Raw genomic sequence first — 20,728 nt, 5'->3', positions numbered from 1 at the left:
GCCGTCTTGGCCGGGCAGGAAGCGCTTTAACAGAGTTTCAGGATATTGACAGATGAGTGACCGCAACGTGACCACGCCCCGAAACGCCACACGGTCGCGCCGGCAGTTCATGGGCGGGATTGCAGGCGGCGCGGCAATGCTGTTCTGCGCTGCCGCTCCGGTCTTCGCGCAGACATCGACCGTGCCGCTGCCGACGAAACGCGACGGGTCGCAGCAGGTCGCGCAGGCCGCCACGGCGGCGCCGGCCGATGCCGCCCAGAAGATCGCCAACCATTTCTCCTCGGTCAAGACGATGACCGGCGAGTTCATGCAGTTCGGCCCGCGCGGCGACCAGGCCGGCGGCAAGTTCTATCTCGAACGTCCCGGCAAGCTGCGCTTCGACTATGACGCGCCGTCGACGCTGAAGGTGATCGCTGATGGCCGCAATGTCGCTGTCGGCAATGGCGAGCTCGATACCTGGGACTTCTACCCGCTGTCACGCACGCCGCTCAGCCTGCTCCTGGCTGACCAGATCGACCTCGAGAACCGGATGGTGCGCGATGTGCGCCAGCAGAGCGGGCTGACGATCATCGTGCTCGGCGACAAATCCATCTTCGGCGACCAGGTGATCACGCTGATGTTCGACAGCAAGACCTATGAGCTGCGTCAGTGGACCATTACCGATGCCCAGGGCAAGGATACGACCGTGATCCTCTCCAATGTCCGCACCGGCGTCGAATTCGGCCGCTCGGTCTTCCGCATTCCCTACGACCAGATCATGGCAAGCCCCAGTTCGAGCAACTGACGGCCTTCCTGTTGCGCCGAGAATCGCCTATTGCTGATGCCCCTTCGGCAAAGGCAGGAAAGGCGTCGACTTGGAACTGAAGCTTACTACATGGAACATCAACTCGGTGCGCCTGCGCCTGCCGATTGTCAGCGCGTTTCTTCAGGAGCATGCGCCGGATGTTCTCTGCCTTCAGGAGATCAAGTGCCTGAACGACCAGTTTCCCTACAAACCGCTGCGCGAACTCGGCTACGAGCACATCGCGGTCCACGGCCAGAAGGGCTATCACGGCGTCGCCATCGTCTCGCGCCTGCCGCTGGGCGAAGGTTTTTCGACCGATTACTGCGCCATGGGCGATACCCGGCACATTGCGGCGGTGATCGATGTCGGCGGCAGGAAGATCCGCCTGCACAATTTCTATGTGCCTGCCGGCGGTGACGAGCCTGACCCGGAAATCAATCCGAAATTCCGGCACAAGCTGGATTTCCTCGAAGAGATGAAAGCGCTGAAGGCGGATGCCGGCGATGGCGTCGGCTCAATTCTTGTCGGCGATCTCAACATCGCGCCGATGGAGCACGACGTCTGGTCGCACAAGCAGCTCCTGAAGGTCGTCAGCCACACGCCGGTGGAAACCGAGACCATGCGCGACCTGATCGCCGCCGGTGGCTGGACCGATCTGATGCGTCACGTCACCCCGGCAGACGAAAAGCTCTACACCTGGTGGAGCTATCGCGCCAAGGACTGGAAGGCGGCCAATCGCGGCCGCAGGCTCGATCACATCTGGTCTTCTGCCGATCTCGTTCAGGCCTTCAGCCGCTTTGAGATCCTCGCTGATGCGCGCGGATGGGAAAAGCCCTCCGACCATGTGCCGGTGACGGGCTACTTCTCGCTCTGATCGGCGGAAGGGCCGGGCGGCATGGCGTTGACCGCGCCCATCAGCAGAATGCCGAGCACCGTTGCATTCAGGATATGCCAGAGGAAATGCGTGCCGAGCCCGCCGGTCAGGGCGCATGAGGCCTGGTCCAGGCTGCGGAAGGTCAGCGAGATGATGAAGATCGCCGTGGCGCTCGCGAAATAGCGCCAGACCGGATGCCCGCGAAAGGCGGCGATCGCGCTGGCAAGCGCCATGGCGATCAGCGCCGGCGCATATTGCAGCGAGCCGTTGAGTGAGGCGCCGTTGCGCCTCAAAAGCCCGACGAGATAGACCACCGCCACGAAGCCGAACAGGGTCGCGACCATGTAGCCGATGATGTCAAAACTCTTGCCGCCGGTGACGCGGATGAAGATCAGCAGGATATAGGCAAAGAAGAACAGCCAGATCGGGATCACGTCGAGCGCGCCGGAGATAGGGGTTGCGAGCGTATGGAACAGGAAGGAACCGATGCCGATGGCGAAGACCAGCGCGACCACCGTCAGTTCGATCAATGAGCGCTCGGGCCTGCGCCAGGCCTTCGGCCAGGCAATCAGCGCCGCGATGATGAAGGCAAGATTGGTGATCGCGTTGACCGGTTCGTTCCAGAAGCCGGCCGCCGTTCGTTCACAGTAGAGATCGACGAAGCTCTCCATCCCTCAATAGGCCTTCATGTCCCACATCTGCTTGAGCGATTGCCGGTAGTTGGGAAACTCGAATTCGTAGCCGAGCTTCTTCAGCTTGGCGTTGCTGACACGCTTGTTCTCGCCCCAGAAGGAGCGCGCCATCGGCGAGAGCTCCGCATCCTCGAAAGCGACCTCCGGCGGCGGTTCGATGCCCATCAGCCGGGCCGCCTCCACGATCACGTCCTGCGGCGGCGAGGGCTCGCTGTCGGTGACGTTGAAGATGCCGCCGAAACCATGTTCGGCGAGGAATGCCGTTGCGTAACCGATATCCTCGACCCGGATCCGGTTGAAGACCTGGTTTTCCTTGATGATGCGCTTCTGGGTTCCGTCCATCAGACGGCGGAAAGCGTTGCGGCCGGGGCCGTAAATGCCGGATAACCTGAGGACAGCCACCGGGAGGCCGTGTTTTGCGCCGGTCTCCAACCATTCCTGTTCCGCAGCAAGCCGCCGCTTCGAGCGCTCGGAGGACGGCCGGCATTCGGAGGTCTCGTCCACCCAGGCGCCCTCGTGGTCGCCATAGACCCCGACGGTTGAAAGGTAGCAGGCCCACTGCAGCGAGGGCAGTTCGTAATGCACTGCGCGGCGGGCGATGTTGAGGAGCGGGTCGCCGTTCTCGCCGGGCGGGATGGTCTGCACGATATGGGTCGCCTGACGCAGCTTGCGGGCAAGCGAACGATCGATTGTCTCTCCGTCGAATATGAAGGTCTGGATGCCGCATGCGCCGAGCGTCGCGGCATTCTCCGCCGATCGCGTTGTGCCGGCGACATGGTGACATGCCGGGGCCAGGGCCGAAGCGATCGCGCGACCGGAATAGCCGGCGCCGAAGACAACTAGATGCATAGCACTTCCTCCTCGCGTTCCCATTCACGGCGAACGTTCTCATCTGTGTCACGGGAGCATGACTTTGCCAATGCGGCAAATTCCTCTTTCGAAAGCAGACGGGCGAGCGCCCAGACCGCCATGGCGCGCACCGCCGGACTGTCATCGCTCAGGAGCCGGCGGCATGGTGCAATGAGGCGGGGCTGATCGCTGTTGCCGGCGGCGATCAGGCAATTGCGGACGAAGCGGTTGCGCCCGATGCGTTTGACTGGCGAACCCGCGAAGAAGCGACGGAAGGCGGGGTCGTCAAAGTCCAGAAACGTGGAAAGTTCCGGGGCTTTCAGGTCCTCGCGCGCCGCAAACTTCATCTCGGAGGCGGTCTTGGCAAACTTGTTCCAGGGACAGGCGGCCAGACAATCGTCGCAGCCATAGATGCGATTGCCCATGGCGCTTCGAAATTCCAGCGGAATGACGCCATGATGCTCGATGGTGAGATAGGAGATGCAGCGCCGGGCATCGAGCTTGTAGGGCGCGGGAAAGGCGTCTGTCGGACAGACATCGAGGCAGGCGCGACAGGAGCCGCAGTGATCGTTCTCTGCGCTGTCGGGCTCGAGTTCCTCGGTTGTGAAGATGGAGCCGAGAAAAAGCCAGGAACCGTGCTCGCGGCTGACCAGATTCGTGTGTTTGCCCTGCCAGCCGATGCCGGCCTTTTCGGCAAGCGGCTTCTCCATCACCGGGGCGGTGTCGACGAACACCTTCACATCCGCCCCGCAACGCGCCGCAAACCGGCCGGCCATCTGCTTTAGCTTGCCCTTGATGACATCATGATAGTCGCGGTTGCGCGCATAGACGGAGATATTGGCCCGGTCCGGGCGCCCGAGCAGCGGGCGTGGATTTTCGTCCGGCCCGTAATTCATGGCCAGCATGATGACGGAACGGGCTTCAGGCCAGAGGGCGAGCGGGGAGGAGCGCCGTTCCAGCGTTTCATCCATCCAGGCCATTTCGCCGTGGTAGCCATCTGCAACGAAGTCCTTGAGGGCGGCGGCGGCTTCCGGCATGTCCTCGGCGCGCGCGATCCGGCAGGCATCGAAACCGATAGCCCGCGCCTCATCCCTCAGGAAGCGTTTCAGTTTTTCCTGGCGTTCAGCCATTCATCCACCGCTCATATTCCGACGCTCTTATAAACGTGGCGTGTCGCGGCTCAAAAATCCAGATCGGCGTAGTGGGAAACCGGCACGACGCCGCGCACGCGATCGGCCAGAAGCGCGCGGAAGGCGGGCCTCGATTTCAGGCGCTGGTACCATTCCTTGGCAGCCGGCACCTCGTCCCAGTTGATCTCGCCCAGATAGTCGAGGGCCGAAATGGCGCCGCCGGCGGAAAGGTCGGCATAGCTCATGCGCTTGCCCGCAAGCCAGCCGCGATTGGCCGCGAGCCAGGCCAGATATTTCATGTGCTGGCGGATATTGGCGCGGGCGGCGCGCAGAACACGCGAATCCGGGGCGCCGCCGCCATGCTCGCTTCCCATCTGCAGCTTGTAGACCCGTTCGCGGCAGAGCGGGTAGGTCACGTCCTGTTCCAGCTTCAAGAGGAACCACTCGGTCAGCCTGCGGATTTCGGCGCGCTGGAAGGGCTCTTCGGCAAGCAGCCGTCGCTCGCGCTGCAGAACGCCATGGGTCTCGTCCATGAATTCGGCAATCACGAAGGGGCCGCAAAGCGCGCGCATGTTGTCATCGACATAGACGGGCAGCGTGCCCGCCGGATTTGCGGTGAGAAAGGCCTTGCGCTTTTCCCAGGGCCGTTCCTCGATCAGGTCGACCTCGAAGGCATATTCGCCGATGACCAGGCGAATGAAACGCGATGCGGCGGACATGGGGTGGTGGTAGAGCGTAGACATCTGGCTTTCGTCGCATGGAACGGGGCGCGGCCATGACCCCGATCCGGTTTTCAGGCGCGGACAAGGGCTGGAGCGGGCCGTTCGGGTTCGAGTGATGGCCATCCTATCGCCGAAGGATTAACGATGGGTGACCGGCCTAGACCGAGCCTCCGCCGGGACTGATCACGCCGAAGGCCAGAAGCACGAGCAGGAGGCCGCCCAGGATCACGCGGTAATAGACGAAGGGCATGTAGTTGCGGGTGGAAACGAGCTTCAGGAAGAACACGATCACCGCATAGCCGACGACAAAGGCAATCAGGGTCGCAAGCGCGGTTGCGCCCCAGCCGACCGGATTGTCCTCGCCGATGCTCTTGAACAACTGGTAGAAGCCGGAACCGAACACGGCCGGCACGGCGAGCAGGAACGAGTAGCGGGCCGCCGCCTCGCGGGTGTAGCCGAGCAGCAGACCGGCGCTGATCGTGCCGCCGGAACGCGAGACGCCGGGGATCAGCGCCATCGCCTGGGCGAAGCCGTAGAGGATGCCGTCGCGCCAACTGAGTTTGTCGAGCGTGACCTTCTTGGCCCCCACCTTGTCGGCATAACCCATGATCAGACCGAAGACGATCAGCATGGTGGCGGTGATATAGAGATTGCGCAGCGAATGCTCGATCTGATCCTTGAACAAGAGCCCGAGAACGACGATCGGGACGGAGCCGACGATGATCAGCCAGCCCATACGCACATCGGCGGCGGAATGGCGGCCCGGATAGTCGCCGAATTTCAGGTTTTTCGCCAGCCAGGCGCTGGCGATGCGCATGATGTCGGACCAGAAATAGACGAGAACGGCGGTTTCCGTGCCGATCTGGGTGATCGCCGTAAACGCCGCGCCGGGATCAGCGCCCGAAGGCAGGAACTCGCCGGCGATGCGCAGATGCGCGCTTGAGGAAATGGGAAGAAATTCCGTGAGGCCCTGCAACAGGCCGAGAAAGGCGGCTTCGATCCAACCGATATCCATGCGCTCGAAAATCCCTGCTCACTGAAAAACTGTAGCTGAAAACGCGATCTTGAAAAAATGGCGGTCCGTCCTTCAAAACCGGTTTCACGACCGCCATGCATTAGTAGCTGAACGGGGCGCTATTGGGAAGCTGCGTGCTTTCTTAGGGGCGCATGCTTAGGGGCGCATGTCGGTTTTCCCTGCCGGGAAGGGAAGTGCATCTGCTTGCGAATATGCCAGGAGCGCGTATCCTATGCGTCAAAGGGTCAAACTGAGGAGCAGGGGTTCAACATGGCAGAGACAGGTTATATCGGCAGAGAGCACCGCAATGTGGGGTTCGGTGAGGCTCTCCGGCTCGGTTTCAGCAATTACGCATTGTTTCGCGGGCGCTCGTCGCGCGGCGCTTTCTGGTTCTGGGTCCTCGGGACCATGATCGTCAGCGTCATTCTCTCAGGCATCGACTATGCCCTTTTCGGCAGTTCGCAGCCGGGCTTTCTTGGCGGTATCTGGAGCCTTGTCATCCTGGTGCCGAATTTGGCCGTTGCCGCGCGCCGTCTGCATGATGTCAACCACAGCGGCTGGTGGCTGCTTCTCGTCGTCACCGGCATCGGCATCCTGCTGCTGCTTTTCTGGTACGTCCAGCCCGGGCAGGCGCAGACAAATGATTTCGGCCCCGATGTCGAAGCCGGAAAGGGCTGAAGTATTGCGCCTTAGCACGTGGGACGCTGCCGGAAGCAGGCGTTTTCAGCCAGGCCTCCGGCCATTCACCGGAGTGTGATCGAAAGCGGATGAACTTTGCCGTCGTCCGCCTTTTCCATTCACCATTCGGTAACCATCTTTCTCCAAGATCGCGCGCGAGAAGGAGAAGTCCGATGTTCAGGTTCCGACTGCTCAGTGCCGTCCGCGTCGTCTGCGCGCTTGCCGCCTTCATGCTCGCCTTTGCGGCCGGTGCGGGGGTCTCCAGCGTTGCCAATGCCTATGATCGCGGCCAGGTCGACCGCCAGTTCCAGAACTGGCTGGCGACCGATATGCGCAGCGCCGCGCTGCGCTCCGGCATCTCGGCAAACACCTATGACCGCGTTACGCAAGGGCTTTCGATCAACTGGTCGCTGCCCGACCTTGTGCCGCCGGGAACGAAACCACCGGAGCGACGCGCACAGACCCAGCCGGAATTCTCCGAGCCCGGACCCTATTTTTCCGAAAACAATCTGAACTATCTCGCCGTCAAGGGGCGTCAGCTCTACAACCAGTACAAACCCGTTCTCGACCAGATCGAGGCGCGTTACGGCGTGCCCGGACGCATCGTGCTTGCCATTTGGGGCCGGGAAATGGGTTATGGCGCGGCAGAAGAGAAATACGACATTCTTCAGGTGCTCGGCACCAAGGCGTTTATGACCGGATCGCGTCAGCAGATGTTCCAGCGCGAATTCATTGCGGCTCTCCAGATCATCCAGAGCGGCGCGGCTCCCCTCGACAAGCGCAAGGCGTCATGGGCCGGCGCCTTCGGCCAGCCGCAACTGATGCCGACGAATTTCCAGAACTACGCCGTGGATTTCGACGGCGACGGCGTCATTGATGTCTGGGACTCGGTTCCCGATTCGCTGGCGACCATCGCCAAGCATCTCGCCAGCGACGGCTGGGAGCGCGGTCGTGACTGGGGCTATGAGGCCGTCATTCCGGACAACGTCTCCTGTGCGCAGGAAGGACCGGACAATGCGCGGGCGATTTCCGCATGGGTCAAGCAGGGCATCAGCCGCGTTCAGGGCAAGAGCTTTCCGGCGGACGAATTGCGCAAGCCCGGCATGATGCTGGTGCCGCAGGGCCGTTACGGACCCGAATTCATCGTCACGCCGAATTTCTACGTGCTCAAGGAATACAACAATTCCGACCTCTATGCGCTGTTCGTCGGCAATCTTGCCGATCGGATCCAGTATGGCATGGGCGCTTTCGTCCAGCCCTGGCAGCGCACCGGCACGCTGTTGCGCTCCGATGTCGCTGCCATGCAGCGTAAGCTGATGGGCATGGGCTATGACACCGGCGGCGCAGACGGTCTTGTCGGCTACAAGACCCGCCGGTCCATCGGCGACTGGCAGATGCGCAACCGGGTGAGCCAGACCTGCTGGCCGACACCAAAACTGAAAAACGAGTTGCTGAGGTAATCCTGTCCTCCGGGCCGCGCCTTCAATGGTGCTGGTGGTGCATGTGGTAGGGGCGGTTGAAGACCTCGTCGCGCGGCGGGATCGCCTGACGCTCGATCATGCGGCGGACTTCCGGCCGGCCTTCGCCGCGATGCAGTTCGCGGATGCGATCGAGATTTTCGGCGTCGGCCACCGTGCGGCGCTGGTTGTGGCGCACATAGTCCACCCAGGTCGGCGCGTGATAGGTTTCGACCCAGACTTCCGGGTCGGCAATGTCGCGCATCAGCGCCCATTTGCGCGCGCCGTCGCGCTTGCGGATCCGCCGTCGCTCGATCATCAGCCGCAGGAATTCTTCCGTATCGTCGGGATCGATGATAAAGCGGGTTTCGACCACGATCGGGCCGCTGCGGGCCAGCATGTCGACCTTGGTTTCGGGCATCTGAAAGCGGTTCAGCGGATCGAGATTTAGACTTTCGAGCGCCGGCATTTTCAGAAAAAGTCCGATCGCTGCGCCAAGAGCCATCACGGCTGCCGCCGCCAGAAAGGCGAGGGTGATCGTATGGTATTCCGCGACCTGACCCCATAGCCAGCTTCCGAGCGCCATGCCGCCGAAGGAGGCTGTCTGGTAGAGCGAGAGCGCCCGCCCGACCACCCAGCGCGGGGTGGTGAGCTGGACGACGGTGTTGAACAGAGACAGGGTCAGCACCCAGCAGGCCCCGGCGAAAAGCAGCGCCAGACAGTCGAGGACAAGCGATGCCGAAAGACCGATCACGACGGCGCTTGCGGCGAAGGTCAGGAAGGAAATGCTGACAATCGCTTCGTTGGAAAGCCGGGCGCGGGCATGCGCATTGGCAAAGGCACCGCCGATCGCGCCGATGCCGAAGGCGCCGAGCATGATGCCGAAGGTCTGCGGCCCGCCGGCAATCACGTCGCGGGCGACGACCGGCAGAAGCGCGAGCACCGAAACCGAGGCGAGGCCGAAGATGAAGGCGCGCAGCAGAACCTTCAGGATATTCGGCGACATGACGACATAGCGCAGACCCGCGCCGATCGCGGTCGTCATCTTTTCGCGCGGCAAGGGGCTTTCCGGGCGCGCGAATTTCCATCGGTAGACGACCGTCAGGAGGCCGAGATAGGAAAAGGCGTTGACGGTGAAGGCGGCAGCCCCGCCGCCGATGGCGACGATCGTGCCGCCGATCGCCGGGCCGAGGCTGCGGGTGATGTTGAAGCCGACGGAATTGAGTGTGACGGCGCCGGGGAGATCCGAACGCGGCACCATGTCGCCGACGGAGGCCTGCCAGGACGGATTGTTGAGCGCGTTTCCGCAGCCGATCAGGAAGGTGAAGGTTAAAAGCAGCCAGGGCGTGATCAGGCCGCCGATGGCGACAATCGCCAGCAGCACGGAGACGGTGAACATGAAGGCCTGGGCGGAGAGAATCACCCGGCGGCGGTCGAAGCCGTCGGCAATGGCGCCTGCGATCAGCGCAAACAGCATGACCGGCAGCGTGGTCGAGGCCTGGACCAGCGCAACCATGCTCTCCGATGTCGAGATCGAAGTCATCATCCAGGCCGCGCCGACATTCTGGATCATGCTGCCGAGATTGGAGGCGACGGAGGCAAGCCAGATATAGCGGAAGGTCGGATGTGCGAAGGGCGCGAAAAGCGATTTGGGCGCGGGCTGCATGAACGGTTCTCTGTTTTGGTCTGCCGGAATTGGCCGGCGCAGGACCGGCGCTGCAGTATAGGGCGTTGTCATGCCCCTTGCCACTACGCGCTGCAGCATGCCCGTCGCCGGCAATGGCGATAGAACTTGCAATTTGCGCGGCAAGGGCTTATTTACGGCTCAAATTCTTGATCGTCAGATGAAGAGTGGGACCTCGCGGACCCGCTCTTTTTTATTTGGCGCGGGCGGCGGCATGGGCCGTCGGGAGCAAAACTTGGCAGATTTTGAGCAGATGGCGGACAAAGCAAGAGAAGAACGGCTGATCGTGGAAACGGGCATCGACAAGAAGATCGCCGACATGATCGAACCCGTTCTGGAAGATATCGGCTTCAAACTGGTGCGCGTCAGGCTTTCCGGCCAGAACGGGCTGACGCTGCAGATCATGGCCGAACGTTTCGACGGCACGATGACGGTGGAGGATTGCGAGGAAGTCTCGCAGGCCGTTTCGCCGGTGCTCGACGTGGAAGATCCGATCGACAGGGCCTATCACCTGGAAGTGTCCTCGCCGGGCATCGACAGGCCGATGGTGCGCAAGTCCGATTTCTACCGCTGGAAGGGGCACCTGCTGAAATGCGAGACCTCGGTGCTGGTCAACGAGCGCAAGCGCTTTCGCGGGCGTATCGTCGAGGCCGATGTCGATGGCATTACGCTGTTGCGTGACGGCGTGGCCTATGGCGAGCCTGCCGAGGTGACCATTCCCTTTACCGCGCTTTCGGATGCGAAGCTTGTTTTGACGGACGAACTGATCCGCGAGGCGCTGAGGGCCGACAAGCTCGCCAAGCAGAAGGCGGCGAACGAGAATGACGACGAGGAAGACGTCGCCGACAGCGACGACAATTGAGACAAGAGCTGAGGCCCCGCTGACGGGCGGCCTTTCAATCTAGGATATTCACGGAACCGGTGCGGTTCCTGAAGCAAGGACGGAGACCAGCAAAATGGCAGTAAGTGCGAACCGGCTTGAACTGTTGCAGATCGCCGATGCGGTGGCGCGCGAGAAATCCATCGATCGCGAGATCGTTCTGACCGCCATGGCCGATGCCATCCAGAAGGCGGCCAAGTCGCGCTACGGGTCGGAAACCAATATCCGCGCCGACATCAATCCGAAGACCGGCGAAATCCATCTTCAGCGCCTTCTGGAAGTGGTCGAGGAAGCCGAGGACTACAACACCCAGATCCCGCTGACGCTGGCGCTTGACCGCAACCCGGAAGCCAAGCTGGGCGATTTCATTGCCGACCCGCTGCCGCCGATGGATTTCGGTCGCATTGCCGCCCAGTCGGCCAAGCAGGTCATTGTCCAGAAGGTGCGCGAAGCCGAGCGTGATCGTCAGTTCGACGAATACAAGGACCGCATCGGCGAGATCGTCAACGGCACGGTCAAGCGCGTCGAATACGGCAATGTCATCGTCGACCTCGGCCGTGGCGAAGCCATCATCCGCCGCGACGAGATGATCCCGCGCGAAGTACCGCGCTACGGCGACCGCATCCGCGCCTATGTCTATGATGTGCGCCGCGAACAGCGCGGTCCGCAGATCTTTCTGTCGCGCACTCATCCGCAGTTCATGGTCAAGCTCTTCACCATGGAAGTGCCGGAAATCTACGACGGCATCATCACCATCAAGTCGGTGGCCCGCGATCCGGGTTCGCGCGCGAAGATCGCCGTGATCTCGTCCGATTCGTCGATCGATCCGGTCGGCGCCTGCGTCGGCATGCGCGGTAGTCGCGTTCAGGCCGTTGTCGGCGAACTGCAGGGCGAGAAGATCGATATCATCCCGTGGTCGGAAGATCCCGCCTCCTTCATCGTCAACGCGCTGCAGCCGGCCGAAGTCGCCAAGGTGGTGCTCGACGAGGATGCCGAGCGTATCGACGTTGTCGTGCCGGACGACCAGCTTTCGCTGGCGATCGGCCGTCGCGGCCAGAATGTCCGCCTTGCTTCGCAGCTCACCGGCTGGGACATCGACATCATGACGGAAAACGAGGAATCGGAGCGCCGTCAGAAGGAATTCAACGAGCGCTCGCAGCTGTTCATGGATGCGCTCGACGTCGACGAGATGGTCGGCCAGGTTCTGGCATCGGAAGGTTTCGCTGCCATCGAGGAACTCGCCTATGTCGAGCTCGACGAAATTTCCTCGATCGAGGGCTTCGACGAGGAGACGGCGGAAGAAATCCAGATGCGCGCCAAGGAATTCCTCGAGCGCCAGGAAGCCGAACTCGATGAGAAGCGCCGCGAACTCGGCGTTTCCGACGACCTGCGCCAGATCGACGGCATGACGCTGGCGATGATGGTCGCGCTTGGCGAGGACGACATCAAGACGATGGAAGACTTCGCCGGTTGCGCCGCTGACGATCTTGTCGGCTGGACCGAGCGTCAGAACGGCCAGACCAAGCGTTTCGAAGGCACGCTCTCTGGCTTTGACCTGTCGCGGGTGGAAGCCGAGAACATGGTCGTGCAGGCGCGTCTGGCTGTTGGCTGGATCACCGAGGAAGACCTCGCGGTTGCCGAAGAGGTGGACGAGGACGAGGAAGCCCTGGCGGAAGACGGCGTTGCCGAGGAAGGCGCTGCAGAAGAGCAGGCTTCATCCGACGACGAAGCCGGCAAGAGCGCGTAAGGACCGGTGACCTCACCCCGCAAAGTGGCTGAAGAGGCGGCGATGAACGATCGGACCTGCATCGTGACCCGCAAGACCGGCGGGCCGGATGACCTGATCCGCTTCGTCGCCGGTCCCGACGGCCAGGTGGTTCCCGACCTCAAACGGGAACTGCCGGGCAGGGGATGCTGGGTGACGGCCGAACGCTGGGCGGTCGACAAGGCCGTGGCCAAGGGGCATTTTGCCCGGGCGCTCAAGCAGAAGGTCGTTGCGCCGGCCGATCTCGGCGCAACCGTCGACATGTTGATGGCGCGTCAGCTTGCGGGTATGATGAACATGGCCCGCAAGGCGGGTGAGTTCGTGGCGGGATCGGCCAAGGTCGATCTTGCGATCAGAAGCGGCGCGGCCCTTGCCACATTCCATGACGCCGACGCCGCGGCCGATGGCAGGCGCAAGCTTGACCAGGCCCGAAAGGCCTTCTGGCTCCAGATGGAAACCGAAGGGCCGATTCCGGCATTTGTCCCTTTCGGGGCTGCGGAAATCGACACTCTTTTGCATGAGAATGCGTTTAAACATGCCGCGGCGCTTGCGGGAAAGGCCGGAGAGGGTGTAGTGAAGCGCGCGATGATGCTTCAAAGGTACCGGGCCGCTCCCGGAACTGAAGGAAAAGCCGCGATGACGAACAAATGACGACGTCACGGACATTGGCCGTGCGCCAGAGCATGAATTTCAAGGCGGGAATTGCGTCTCACTGATGGTGATGGCGGTTCCCGCGCCAAGGAACGGGAACCGAATGACGGACAGTAAAGACGACAAGACATCCAACGACGCAGGCAAGAAGACACTGAAGCTTAAGCCGTCGGGTGTCAGCCAGGGCACCGTGCGCCAGGATATGGGCCGCGGTCGCAGCAAGGCGGTCGTGGTGGAAACACGCAAGCGCCGGCTGCACAAGCCGAGCGAAGAGACAACATCGGCGCCAGCGGCAGGACAGCGCAATCCCGCCCCTGCGCAGGCGCGCCAGCCCGAGGGTCAGCAGCCCCGCCGCAATGACGATGCCAACCGGCAGCCGCGCCAGCAGCAGAAGGGTCAGCCCTCGCGTCCGGGCGGCCAGAATCGCCAGCGCGGCAATCAGCAGTCGGATCGCGGCGGCAATGGCGGCCAGAACCGCCAGCGCGGCAATGTGCTTCACGATCTTTCCCAGGGCGAGATGGATGCCCGCCGCCGTGCGCTGGTGATGGCGCAGCAGCGCGAGGCCGAAGAGGCCGAACGCCGCAAGCGCGAGGAAGAAGAGCGCCGCGTGGCCGAAGAGGCCGCCAAGCGCGAGGCCGAGGAAAAGGCCAAGCGCGAGGCCGAGGAAGCCAAGAAACAGCCGGTCAAGGAAGAAGAGCCGGAAGTGGTCGAAACACCGGCGGCTGCCGAAGCGCCTGCCGCTGCCGAATTGCCGCCGGGCGAAGACGCCAAGCCCAGTCGCGCCGCGCCGCGCCACCGCCCGCAGGCCCGCACCGAGACTGACGACGAGGGCGAAGCCGGACGCGGCCGCAAGCCGCGCCGCGAGGGCGAAGACGCCGGCGGGCCCGCCCGCGGCAAGGCGCTACGCCCCGAGGCGCCCGCAAAGCCTGCTTCGCGTCCGAAGGGCACGGGCGAGCGCCGTCGCGGCAAGCTGACGGTTTCTGCCGTGACCGGCGATGACGAGGGCGGTAGCCAGCGCGGCCGTTCGCTTTCGGCCATGCGTCGCCGCCAGGAGAAGATGCGTCGCGCCCAGATGCAGGAGCCGCGCGAGAAGGTTCTGCGCGAGGTCATCCTGCCGGAGACCATCACCATTCAGGAATTGTCGCAGCGCATGTCCGAACGGGCGGTCGACGTGATCAAGTACCTGATGAAGGAAGGGCAGATGATGAAGCCCGGCGACGTGATCGATGCCGATCTCGCCGAGCTGATTGCCACCGAATTCGGCCATACGGTGAAGCGCGTCGCTGAATCGGACGTCGAAGAAGGCATCTTCGATGTCAGTGATGACGAGGCGGATCTTGAGCCGCGCGCACCGGTCGTGACCATCATGGGCCACGTCGACCATGGCAAGACCTCGCTTCTTGACGCGATCCGCCATGCCAATGTCGTTTCCGGCGAGGCCGGCGGCATCACTCAGCATATCGGCGCCTATCAGGTCGAGCAGGATGGTCAGAAGATCACCTTCATCGACACCCCCGGCCACGCCGCCTTTACCGCGATGCGTGCCCGTGGCGCCGAAGTGACCGATATCGCCATTCTGGTGGTTGCCGCTGACGACAGCGTCATGCCGCAGACGATCGAATCCATCAATCACGCCAAGGCTGCCGGCGTGCCGATCATTGTTGCCATCAACAAGATCGACAAGCCCGCCGCTGACGCTCAGAAGGTGCGCACCGAACTGCTTCAGCACGAAGTGTTCGTCGAAACCATGGGCGGCGAGGTGCTGGAAGTCGAGGTTTCGGCCAAGACCGGCCAGAACCTCGACAAGCTTCTGGAAGCGATCCTGCTGCAGTCGGAAATTCTCGACCTCAAGGCCAATGCCGACCGCACGGCCGAGGGCGTTGTCATCGAAGCCCAGCTCGACCGCGGCCGTGGTTCGGTCGCGACCGTTCTGGTGCAGAAGGGCACGCTGAAGCCGGGTCAGGTTCTTGTTGCCGGCGACCAGTGGGGTCGCGTTCGCGCGCTGATCAATGATCACGGCGAGCATGTGAAGGAAGCCGGCCCGTCGATGCCGGTGGAAATCCTCGGTCTTGGCGGAACGCCGTCGGCCGGTGACCGCTTTGCCGTCGTCGAGAACGAATCGAAGGCGCGTGAGGTTTCCGAATACCGTCAGCGGCTTGCCCGCGACAAGGCGGCGGCCCGTCAGTCGGGTTCGCGCGGTTCGCTCGAGCAGATGATGAGCCAGCTTCAGGATACCGGCCTCAAGGAATTCCCGCTGCTGATCAAGGGCGACGTTCAGGGCTCGGTCGAGGCGATCAACGCCGCGCTCGAAAAGCTCGGGACCGACGAAGTGCGCGCCCGCGTCGTTCACGCTGCCGCCGGCGGCATCACCGAATCGGATATCTCGCTTGCCGAAGCATCCGACGCGGCGATCATCGGCTTCAACGTGCGTGCGAACGCCCAGGCCCGCCGCGCCGCCGAACAGGCCGGCATCGAAATCCGCTACTACAACATCATCTACGATCTGGTGGATGACGTGAAGGCGGCGATGTCGGGTCTCCTGTCGCCGGAGCGTCGCGAGACCTTCCTCGGCAATGCCGAGATCCTGGAAGTGTTCAACATTTCCAAGGTCGGCAAGGTCGCGGGTTGCCGCGTCACCGAAGGCAAGATGGAACGCGGCGCCGGCGTACGCCTGATCCGCGACAACGTGGTCATCCACGAGGGCAAGCTGAAGACGCTGAAGCGCTTCAAGGACGAAGTGTCCGAAGTGCCGGGCGGCCAGGAATGCGGCATGGCCTTCGAGAACTACGAGGACATCCGCGCCGGCGACGTCATCGAGGCCTTCCGCGTCGAGCACATCACCCGCACGCTCTGATTTGAGAGCACGCAAACGAATTGGGAAAACCGGCTTCGGCCGGTTTTTTCGTTTCTGGCGAAGTGCGCTACTGGCCGCCGGAATATGCCACCCCGCTGCCGTCACCCCTGACTTGATCCGGGGTCCAGGGCCGATGAACGCCTGAGCCAACGGGGCAGAACTTGATGGTTGTCGTCATTTGGCCCTAGATGCCGGCTCAAGGCCGGCATGACGGAGGGGTAGGCGTGCACTTTTTCAACGCGCAGAACCGGCTTCTACCGACCGTCGTTTGCGCGGCATCTGCGAACATGAACGCCCAAAAACAGAAAGCCCGGCGAACAACTCTTGAGGAGCAGCGCGCCGGGCTTTTCCGGTTTGACCGGAACTGAAACGGATCGTTTGCGGCGATCCGTTCTTTTCCCGCAATTGAGAGGAGGGAGATTGGCCTGCGGGACGGCCTTACAAAGCGTTTCAGCTATTGAAGGAGGAGGAGATCGTGAAACGCCCTGATCTTTGAATTTCCTTTCCGTGTGGTCGGCAGTTAAGTGCCTCATCGGTCTGGAACTGTTTCTAGCCGCTAATGCGTGTCAGCGGTTTGCGCTGAATCAAATGATTGAACCTCGGCGATCGAAAAGTCGAATTTTCTGATGATCATTTGATTGATCAGAAAATTTGGACCGCGCCGACCGCGTCGCAACAGGGCGCAGCGATTGACGTTGCGCCGCCGAAGCGCTAAACGGGCCGCCAGTCATCGAATATGTCCGCGCGGGTTCGAACCCCGTCAAACGGTCGGGCACGAGACAAACACGAACGATCTAGACAAGGTTGATATGACGAGAGCTACCTCCTCGGCGCCCTCCCAGCGCATGCTTCGCGTTGGCGAACAGGTTCGCGCCGCCATTACCAAGGTTCTCCAACGCGGCGAGGTGCTCGATCCGCTGCTGGAGACCACTGTCGTCTCGATTTCCGAGGTGCGGATGTCGCCGGACCTGAAGGTCGCGACCGCCTATGTGACGCCGCTCGGCGACCGCGACCACGACGCGACGGTGCGCGCGCTGAACCATCATGCGAAGTTCATCCGCGGCCGCATCACGCGCGAACTCCGGCAGATGAAATACATGCCTGAGCTGCGCTTCCGCGACGACACGAGCTTCGAGAATTTCCGCAAGATCGACGAGCTTCTGCATTCGCCGGAAGTGGCGCGCGATCTCGATCACGACGACGACAACGAAGACAAAGAATAAGACCGGATATGGCACGACAGAGAAAACCCAAGGGCCGTCCCGTTTCCGGTTGGCTGATCCTCGACAAGCCCGTCGATTTCGGCTCGACCGAGGCCGTCTCCAAGATCAAGTGGCTGTTCAAGGCGCAGAAGGCGGGCCATGCCGGCACGCTCGACCCGCTGGCCTCCGGCATGCTGCCGATCGCCCTCGGCGACGCGACCAAGACCGTGCCCTATGTCATGGAAGGCCGCAAGATCTACGAATTCACCGTGACCTGGGGCGAGGAGCGGGCGACCGACGATCTTGAGGGCGATGTCACCGAAAGCTCGGACAAACGCCCGGCGCGGGCCGACATCGAGGCCTTGCTTGAAAAATACACCGGCGTGATCGAGCAGGTGCCGCCGCAGTTTTCCGCCATCAAGATCGACGGCAACCGCGCCTATGACCTGGCGCGCGAGGGCGAGACGGTCGACATCCCGACGCGTGAAGTGGAGATACACCGGCTGACATTGCTCGGCTGCCCGGACGAGAATTCTGCCGATTTCGAGGTCGAGTGCGGCAAGGGCACCTATGTGCGCGCGCTCGCCCGTGACATGGGGCGCGACCTCGGCTGTTTCGGCCATATCTCGGCGCTGCGCCGTCCCTTCGTCGCGCCGTTCGCCGAGGACATGCTGGTTCCGCTCTCGGAACTGACGGCGCTGGAGGACATCGAGGACGATTCCGAGCGCTTTGCCGCATTGGAAGAATTCCTCGTCGATACCTCGGAGGCGCTGACGAGCCTGCCGCATGTGCCGGTGAGTGACGAACAGGCGCGCCGCCTCAAGCTCGGCAACCCGATCATCCTGCGCGGCGCCCATGCGCCGGTGGAGGAACCGGAGGCCTATGCCTCTGTCGGCGGGCGCCTTGTTGCCATCGGCGAGATCGCGCAAGGCCAGTTCAAGCCGCGTCGGGTGTTCGGCTGATCACTTTCCCGATGTCGCCAGTTGATGCGCAAGCCGCGTGAAAAGACCGGCCGCCTTCGTTTCATCGATGGCGGCCGCGTCGTTTATGGTGACGGAGAGGCAGACCCTGCCTTCGTCCTTGCCCGTCAGTTGCGCCGTCAGGTTCAGTACGCCGGTCTCGCTGCCGCCCTTGAAGGCGACGGATTTCCAATCGCCGGCGCGCACCGGTCCGGGATTGACGGAAAAGACGTCCGCCGTGGCGACCTCGCCCATCAGGGCGCAGAGTTTTGCGTTGGACAAAGGCCATTCGACGCCTGTCGTCATTGGCCCGAGCACGTCGGAGACCGCCGGAAGCGGGCCGGCCGCGGCCTTTTTGGCGGTCGCCGGTTTTTCCGTCTCCGATGCCGCTGCGTATTCTTGCGCAAGCTCGGGATCAGCCTTCAGCGCGAAGGCCTGGCGGGTGGTAAGTACGCTCGGAAGACCCAGAGCATTTGCGACCCGATCGGCGCCGAGCACGCGCATCAGCATGTCGGTGGCGGTGTTGTCGCTTTCGGCGATCATCAGCGTCGCGAGCGTGTGCAGCGTCACCGGCGAGCCGTCCGGGAAAGTCTGAAGGCGACCGCTCGGCAGGGACTTGTCTTCCGGCTGAAGCGTGACGACGTCCTGCCAGTTCCGGTTTTGCGCCGCAATGTCACCGAGCAGCACCTTGAGCACGCCGAGCTTGAAGGCCGAGGCGACGGCAAGAGGGGTGTCGGCGTTGCGATCAAAAAGAGTCTTGTCTTCGGAGGTCACCAGATAGGAGACCGTGCCCGGAAGGGCCTCGAAGGCCGCGAGCGTCGCGGCAGGTCCTTCGGTCAGGACCTCGGGCGGGCTGAAGAACAGGCCCTGTATCCTGCCGTCGTCGTCGAGCGAGATCTCGACCGGGATTTCATGGGTTTCGGTGCGGATCATATAGGCGCCCTTGTCGCCCGTGACCGCAAGCGCCGGGCCGGTCTGCTTGACGAGGCGATCGACAAGAGCCGTCAGCTGCGCGTTCGGGACTGCCCGGGCAAAGCTCTCGGAGACCAGCACGCCGGCGTCCTCGGGATTTTGCCAGAGCGTCTCGATCGCGTTGATCTCGGCGGGGCTCGCAAGCGCTTGGGGGGCGGTGGCAAGCACCGCGATTGCGCCTGCGGCAATGATCTCGCGATAGGTCATGGCGGTCGTTCCTTCCAGAGCGTTCGGACTGTCTCACGCCGTTCTTCAGCCTGCAATCCCCGGGCGACCCGCGCGGGCAAGAGGCGATGCGGAGTGCTATGATCGAAAAATCGTTTTAAATTATCTTGACGTAAGATAGGTTCCGCTCGGCGCCTTGCCGGATAGGAGGTCCTGCATTCATGTCCCAATATGTCATCATGACGGTCAATTTCGCCGGTTTGATGGCCCTGACGGCGATCGCCTTCGGTCTAGTCCTGAAGTCGGTCACCGGCGACCATGCCCAGCAGGCATTGTTCGGGGTCGTCCTGGGGTTGGGTGCGGCTTTCGTCTCCCTGCAACCGATCATGTTTGTCCACGGGCTCCAGATCGACCCGCGCAACCTGTTCGTCGGCTGCGCCGGTGCCTTTGCCGGCCCGGTCGGCGGTGCCATCAGCTTCGCCATCGCCGCGGCAACGCGGTATTTTGAGGGCGACCCCTCCGCCTATGTGTGCGTGCTGTCCCTGTTCGTGGCGACGGCGGCGGGCCTGGTCTGGCGCAGCCTGTGCTGGAAACGCGGAAAGGTGGGGGCTGTCCAACTGCTGCTCCTCGGGCTCGGGATCAGCCTGTCTTATGTCTGCACCTTCCTTCTGCCGCGCGAGGACTGGCGGGTGGTGTTTTCCTCGGCCATCCCGTTCCTCACCATCACCAATGTGATCGGCACCCTGGTTCTCGGCGGCTTTCTCGAACGGGAGCGACGGCGCAGGCTGCGCGAGGACCATCTCAAGGACCAGGCCTCGGTCGACCCGTTGACGGGATTGAAGAACCGCCGGGCCTTCGAGACTGCCTATGAGGCGACGGCGTCGCTGCAATCCGCCTCTCTCGGCATGGCGTTCATCCTGATCGATCTCGACCATTTCAAAAAGGTCAACGATACCTATGGCCATGCGGCCGGCGACCGCGTTCTTGTCGGTGTCGCCGGCAAGCTCGTCTCGCGTCTGAGGGATTTCGACCTGACCGCCCGTTTTGGCGGCGAGGAATTTGCCGTCTGTCTGCCCGACACCGGTCGGGAGGATGCGATGATGATTGCCGAGCGTCTGCGCCGTGCGGTCATCGAGGTCGGCAAGAGCGCAGCCGTGCCGGAACTGACGGCCAGCATCGGCATCTGCTGGACCCCGTCTCCGGTCGCGATGCGAAAGGCTTTCGACAGCGCCGACAGGGCCCTCTACAGGGCCAAGCTCAATGGCCGAAATCAGGTGATCGTCGACAGTATCGATGTTGGCGGGGCCGCGATGTTGCCGCCCGCTGTTCCTCCGGGCGAGCCTGACCGGTCGGTGCCCGCCTGAATGGCGGAAATGCCCGTCGGGCTTTGCTCTC

Annotated in this window: 18 protein-coding genes; 11 read left to right on the top strand and 7 right to left on the bottom strand. The window is 62.7% G+C overall.

The window, feature by feature from the left end:
• Nucleotides 1-52: 52 nt before the first annotated feature.
• Both GGR30_RS09105 and xth read left to right on the top strand, forming a co-directional pair.
• Nucleotides 53-784, top strand: coding sequence for an outer membrane lipoprotein carrier protein LolA (locus tag GGR30_RS09105; protein ID WP_246413708.1), 732 nt, complete (start codon nt 53-55; stop codon nt 782-784).
• Nucleotides 785-854: 70 nt separating this feature from the next.
• Nucleotides 855-1,658, top strand: a complete 804-nt coding sequence (xth, locus tag GGR30_RS09100; RefSeq protein ID WP_183485222.1) for an exodeoxyribonuclease III — start codon at nt 855-857, stop codon at nt 1,656-1,658.
• On the opposite strand, the gene GGR30_RS09095 is transcribed toward xth, so the two are convergent.
• The 5 genes from GGR30_RS09095 to GGR30_RS09075 all read right to left on the bottom strand — a co-directional run bounded on the left by GGR30_RS09095 (nt 1,643) and on the right by GGR30_RS09075 (nt 6,066).
• Nucleotides 1,643-2,329 (bottom strand): ceramidase domain-containing protein, encoded by a 687-nt coding sequence (locus GGR30_RS09095; protein ID WP_183485219.1) that lies wholly within the window; start codon nt 2,327-2,329, stop codon nt 1,643-1,645. The genes xth and GGR30_RS09095 overlap by 16 nt on opposite strands.
• Before the next feature lie 3 nt (nt 2,330-2,332).
• A complete protein-coding gene (locus tag GGR30_RS09090) occupies nt 2,333-3,199 on the bottom strand; it encodes an SDR family oxidoreductase (protein ID WP_183485216.1) in 867 nt (288 codons plus the stop codon).
• Nucleotides 3,190-4,329 (bottom strand): tRNA epoxyqueuosine(34) reductase QueG, encoded by a 1,140-nt coding sequence (gene queG, locus GGR30_RS09085; RefSeq protein WP_183485213.1) that lies wholly within the window; start codon nt 4,327-4,329, stop codon nt 3,190-3,192. Before queG ends, GGR30_RS09090 begins: the two co-directional genes overlap by 10 nt.
• A 50-nt stretch (nt 4,330-4,379) precedes the next feature.
• On the bottom strand, nt 4,380-5,072 hold the full coding sequence (locus GGR30_RS09080; protein ID WP_183485210.1) for a glutathione S-transferase family protein: 693 nt from the start codon (nt 5,070-5,072) through the stop codon (nt 4,380-4,382).
• Between the two features lie 136 nt (nt 5,073-5,208).
• Nucleotides 5,209-6,066, bottom strand: a complete 858-nt coding sequence (locus GGR30_RS09075) for an undecaprenyl-diphosphate phosphatase (protein ID WP_183485207.1) — start codon at nt 6,064-6,066, stop codon at nt 5,209-5,211.
• Between the two features lie 270 nt (nt 6,067-6,336).
• Here GGR30_RS09075 and GGR30_RS09070 point away from each other — a divergent pair, with 270 nt between their 5' ends.
• Together GGR30_RS09070 and GGR30_RS09065 are read left to right on the top strand one after the other, a co-directional pair.
• Entirely contained in the window at nt 6,337-6,744 is a 408-nt protein-coding gene (locus GGR30_RS09070; protein WP_183485204.1) for a DUF805 domain-containing protein, read from the top strand.
• A gap of 173 nt (nt 6,745-6,917) precedes the next feature.
• Nucleotides 6,918-8,204 (top strand): lytic murein transglycosylase, encoded by a 1,287-nt coding sequence (locus GGR30_RS09065; RefSeq protein WP_183485201.1) that lies wholly within the window; start codon nt 6,918-6,920, stop codon nt 8,202-8,204.
• A 22-nt stretch (nt 8,205-8,226) separates the two neighbouring features.
• Here GGR30_RS09065 and GGR30_RS09060 read toward each other — a convergent pair whose 3' ends face one another.
• Entirely contained in the window at nt 8,227-9,867 is a 1,641-nt protein-coding gene (locus GGR30_RS09060; RefSeq protein ID WP_183485198.1) for an MFS transporter, read from the bottom strand.
• Nucleotides 9,868-10,138: 271 nt separating this feature from the next.
• Between GGR30_RS09060 and rimP the strand changes: the two genes are divergently transcribed.
• The 6 genes from rimP to truB all read left to right on the top strand — a co-directional run bounded on the left by rimP (nt 10,139) and on the right by truB (nt 18,199).
• Entirely contained in the window at nt 10,139-10,747 is a 609-nt protein-coding gene (gene rimP, locus GGR30_RS09055; protein WP_183485687.1) for a ribosome maturation factor RimP, read from the top strand.
• Between the two features lie 94 nt (nt 10,748-10,841).
• Nucleotides 10,842-12,512 carry a transcription termination factor NusA gene (gene nusA / locus GGR30_RS09050; RefSeq protein ID WP_183485195.1) on the top strand — a complete coding sequence of 557 codons (1,671 nt, stop codon included), beginning with the start codon at nt 10,842-10,844 and terminating at the stop codon, nt 12,510-12,512.
• A 6-nt stretch (nt 12,513-12,518) separates the two neighbouring features.
• Nucleotides 12,519-13,181, top strand: coding sequence for an RNA-binding protein (locus tag GGR30_RS09045; protein ID WP_343066482.1), 663 nt, complete (start codon nt 12,519-12,521; stop codon nt 13,179-13,181).
• Between the two features lie 103 nt (nt 13,182-13,284).
• The gene (gene infB / locus GGR30_RS09040) at nt 13,285-16,035 is read left to right on the top strand and encodes a translation initiation factor IF-2 (RefSeq protein ID WP_183485190.1); all 2,751 of its coding nucleotides are present in this window, start codon (nt 13,285-13,287) and stop codon (nt 16,033-16,035) included.
• An 809-nt stretch (nt 16,036-16,844) separates the two neighbouring features.
• Complete coding sequence (rbfA, locus tag GGR30_RS09035; RefSeq protein WP_024708922.1) at nt 16,845-17,258, top strand: 30S ribosome-binding factor RbfA; 414 nt, start codon at nt 16,845-16,847, stop codon at nt 17,256-17,258.
• An 8-nt stretch (nt 17,259-17,266) separates the two neighbouring features.
• Entirely contained in the window at nt 17,267-18,199 is a 933-nt protein-coding gene (gene truB, locus GGR30_RS09030; protein WP_183485187.1) for a tRNA pseudouridine(55) synthase TruB, read from the top strand.
• Here the strand turns inward: truB and GGR30_RS09025 are convergent, their stop codons facing one another.
• Nucleotides 18,200-19,375: a serine hydrolase gene (locus tag GGR30_RS09025; protein ID WP_183485184.1), complete on the bottom strand. Its 1,176-nt coding sequence runs from the start codon at nt 19,373-19,375 to the stop codon at nt 18,200-18,202.
• A gap of 179 nt (nt 19,376-19,554) precedes the next feature.
• Here GGR30_RS09025 and GGR30_RS09020 point away from each other — a divergent pair, with 179 nt between their 5' ends.
• On the top strand, nt 19,555-20,697 hold the full coding sequence (locus tag GGR30_RS09020; RefSeq protein ID WP_183485180.1) for a diguanylate cyclase: 1,143 nt from the start codon (nt 19,555-19,557) through the stop codon (nt 20,695-20,697).
• Nucleotides 20,698-20,728 lie beyond the last annotated feature (31 nt).

Source organism: Martelella radicis, from assembly GCF_014196625.1.
In the GTDB taxonomy this organism is placed as follows: domain Bacteria; phylum Pseudomonadota; class Alphaproteobacteria; order Rhizobiales; family Rhizobiaceae; genus Martelella; species Martelella radicis.
This window is presented reverse-complemented; position numbering and strand designations above follow the sequence as displayed.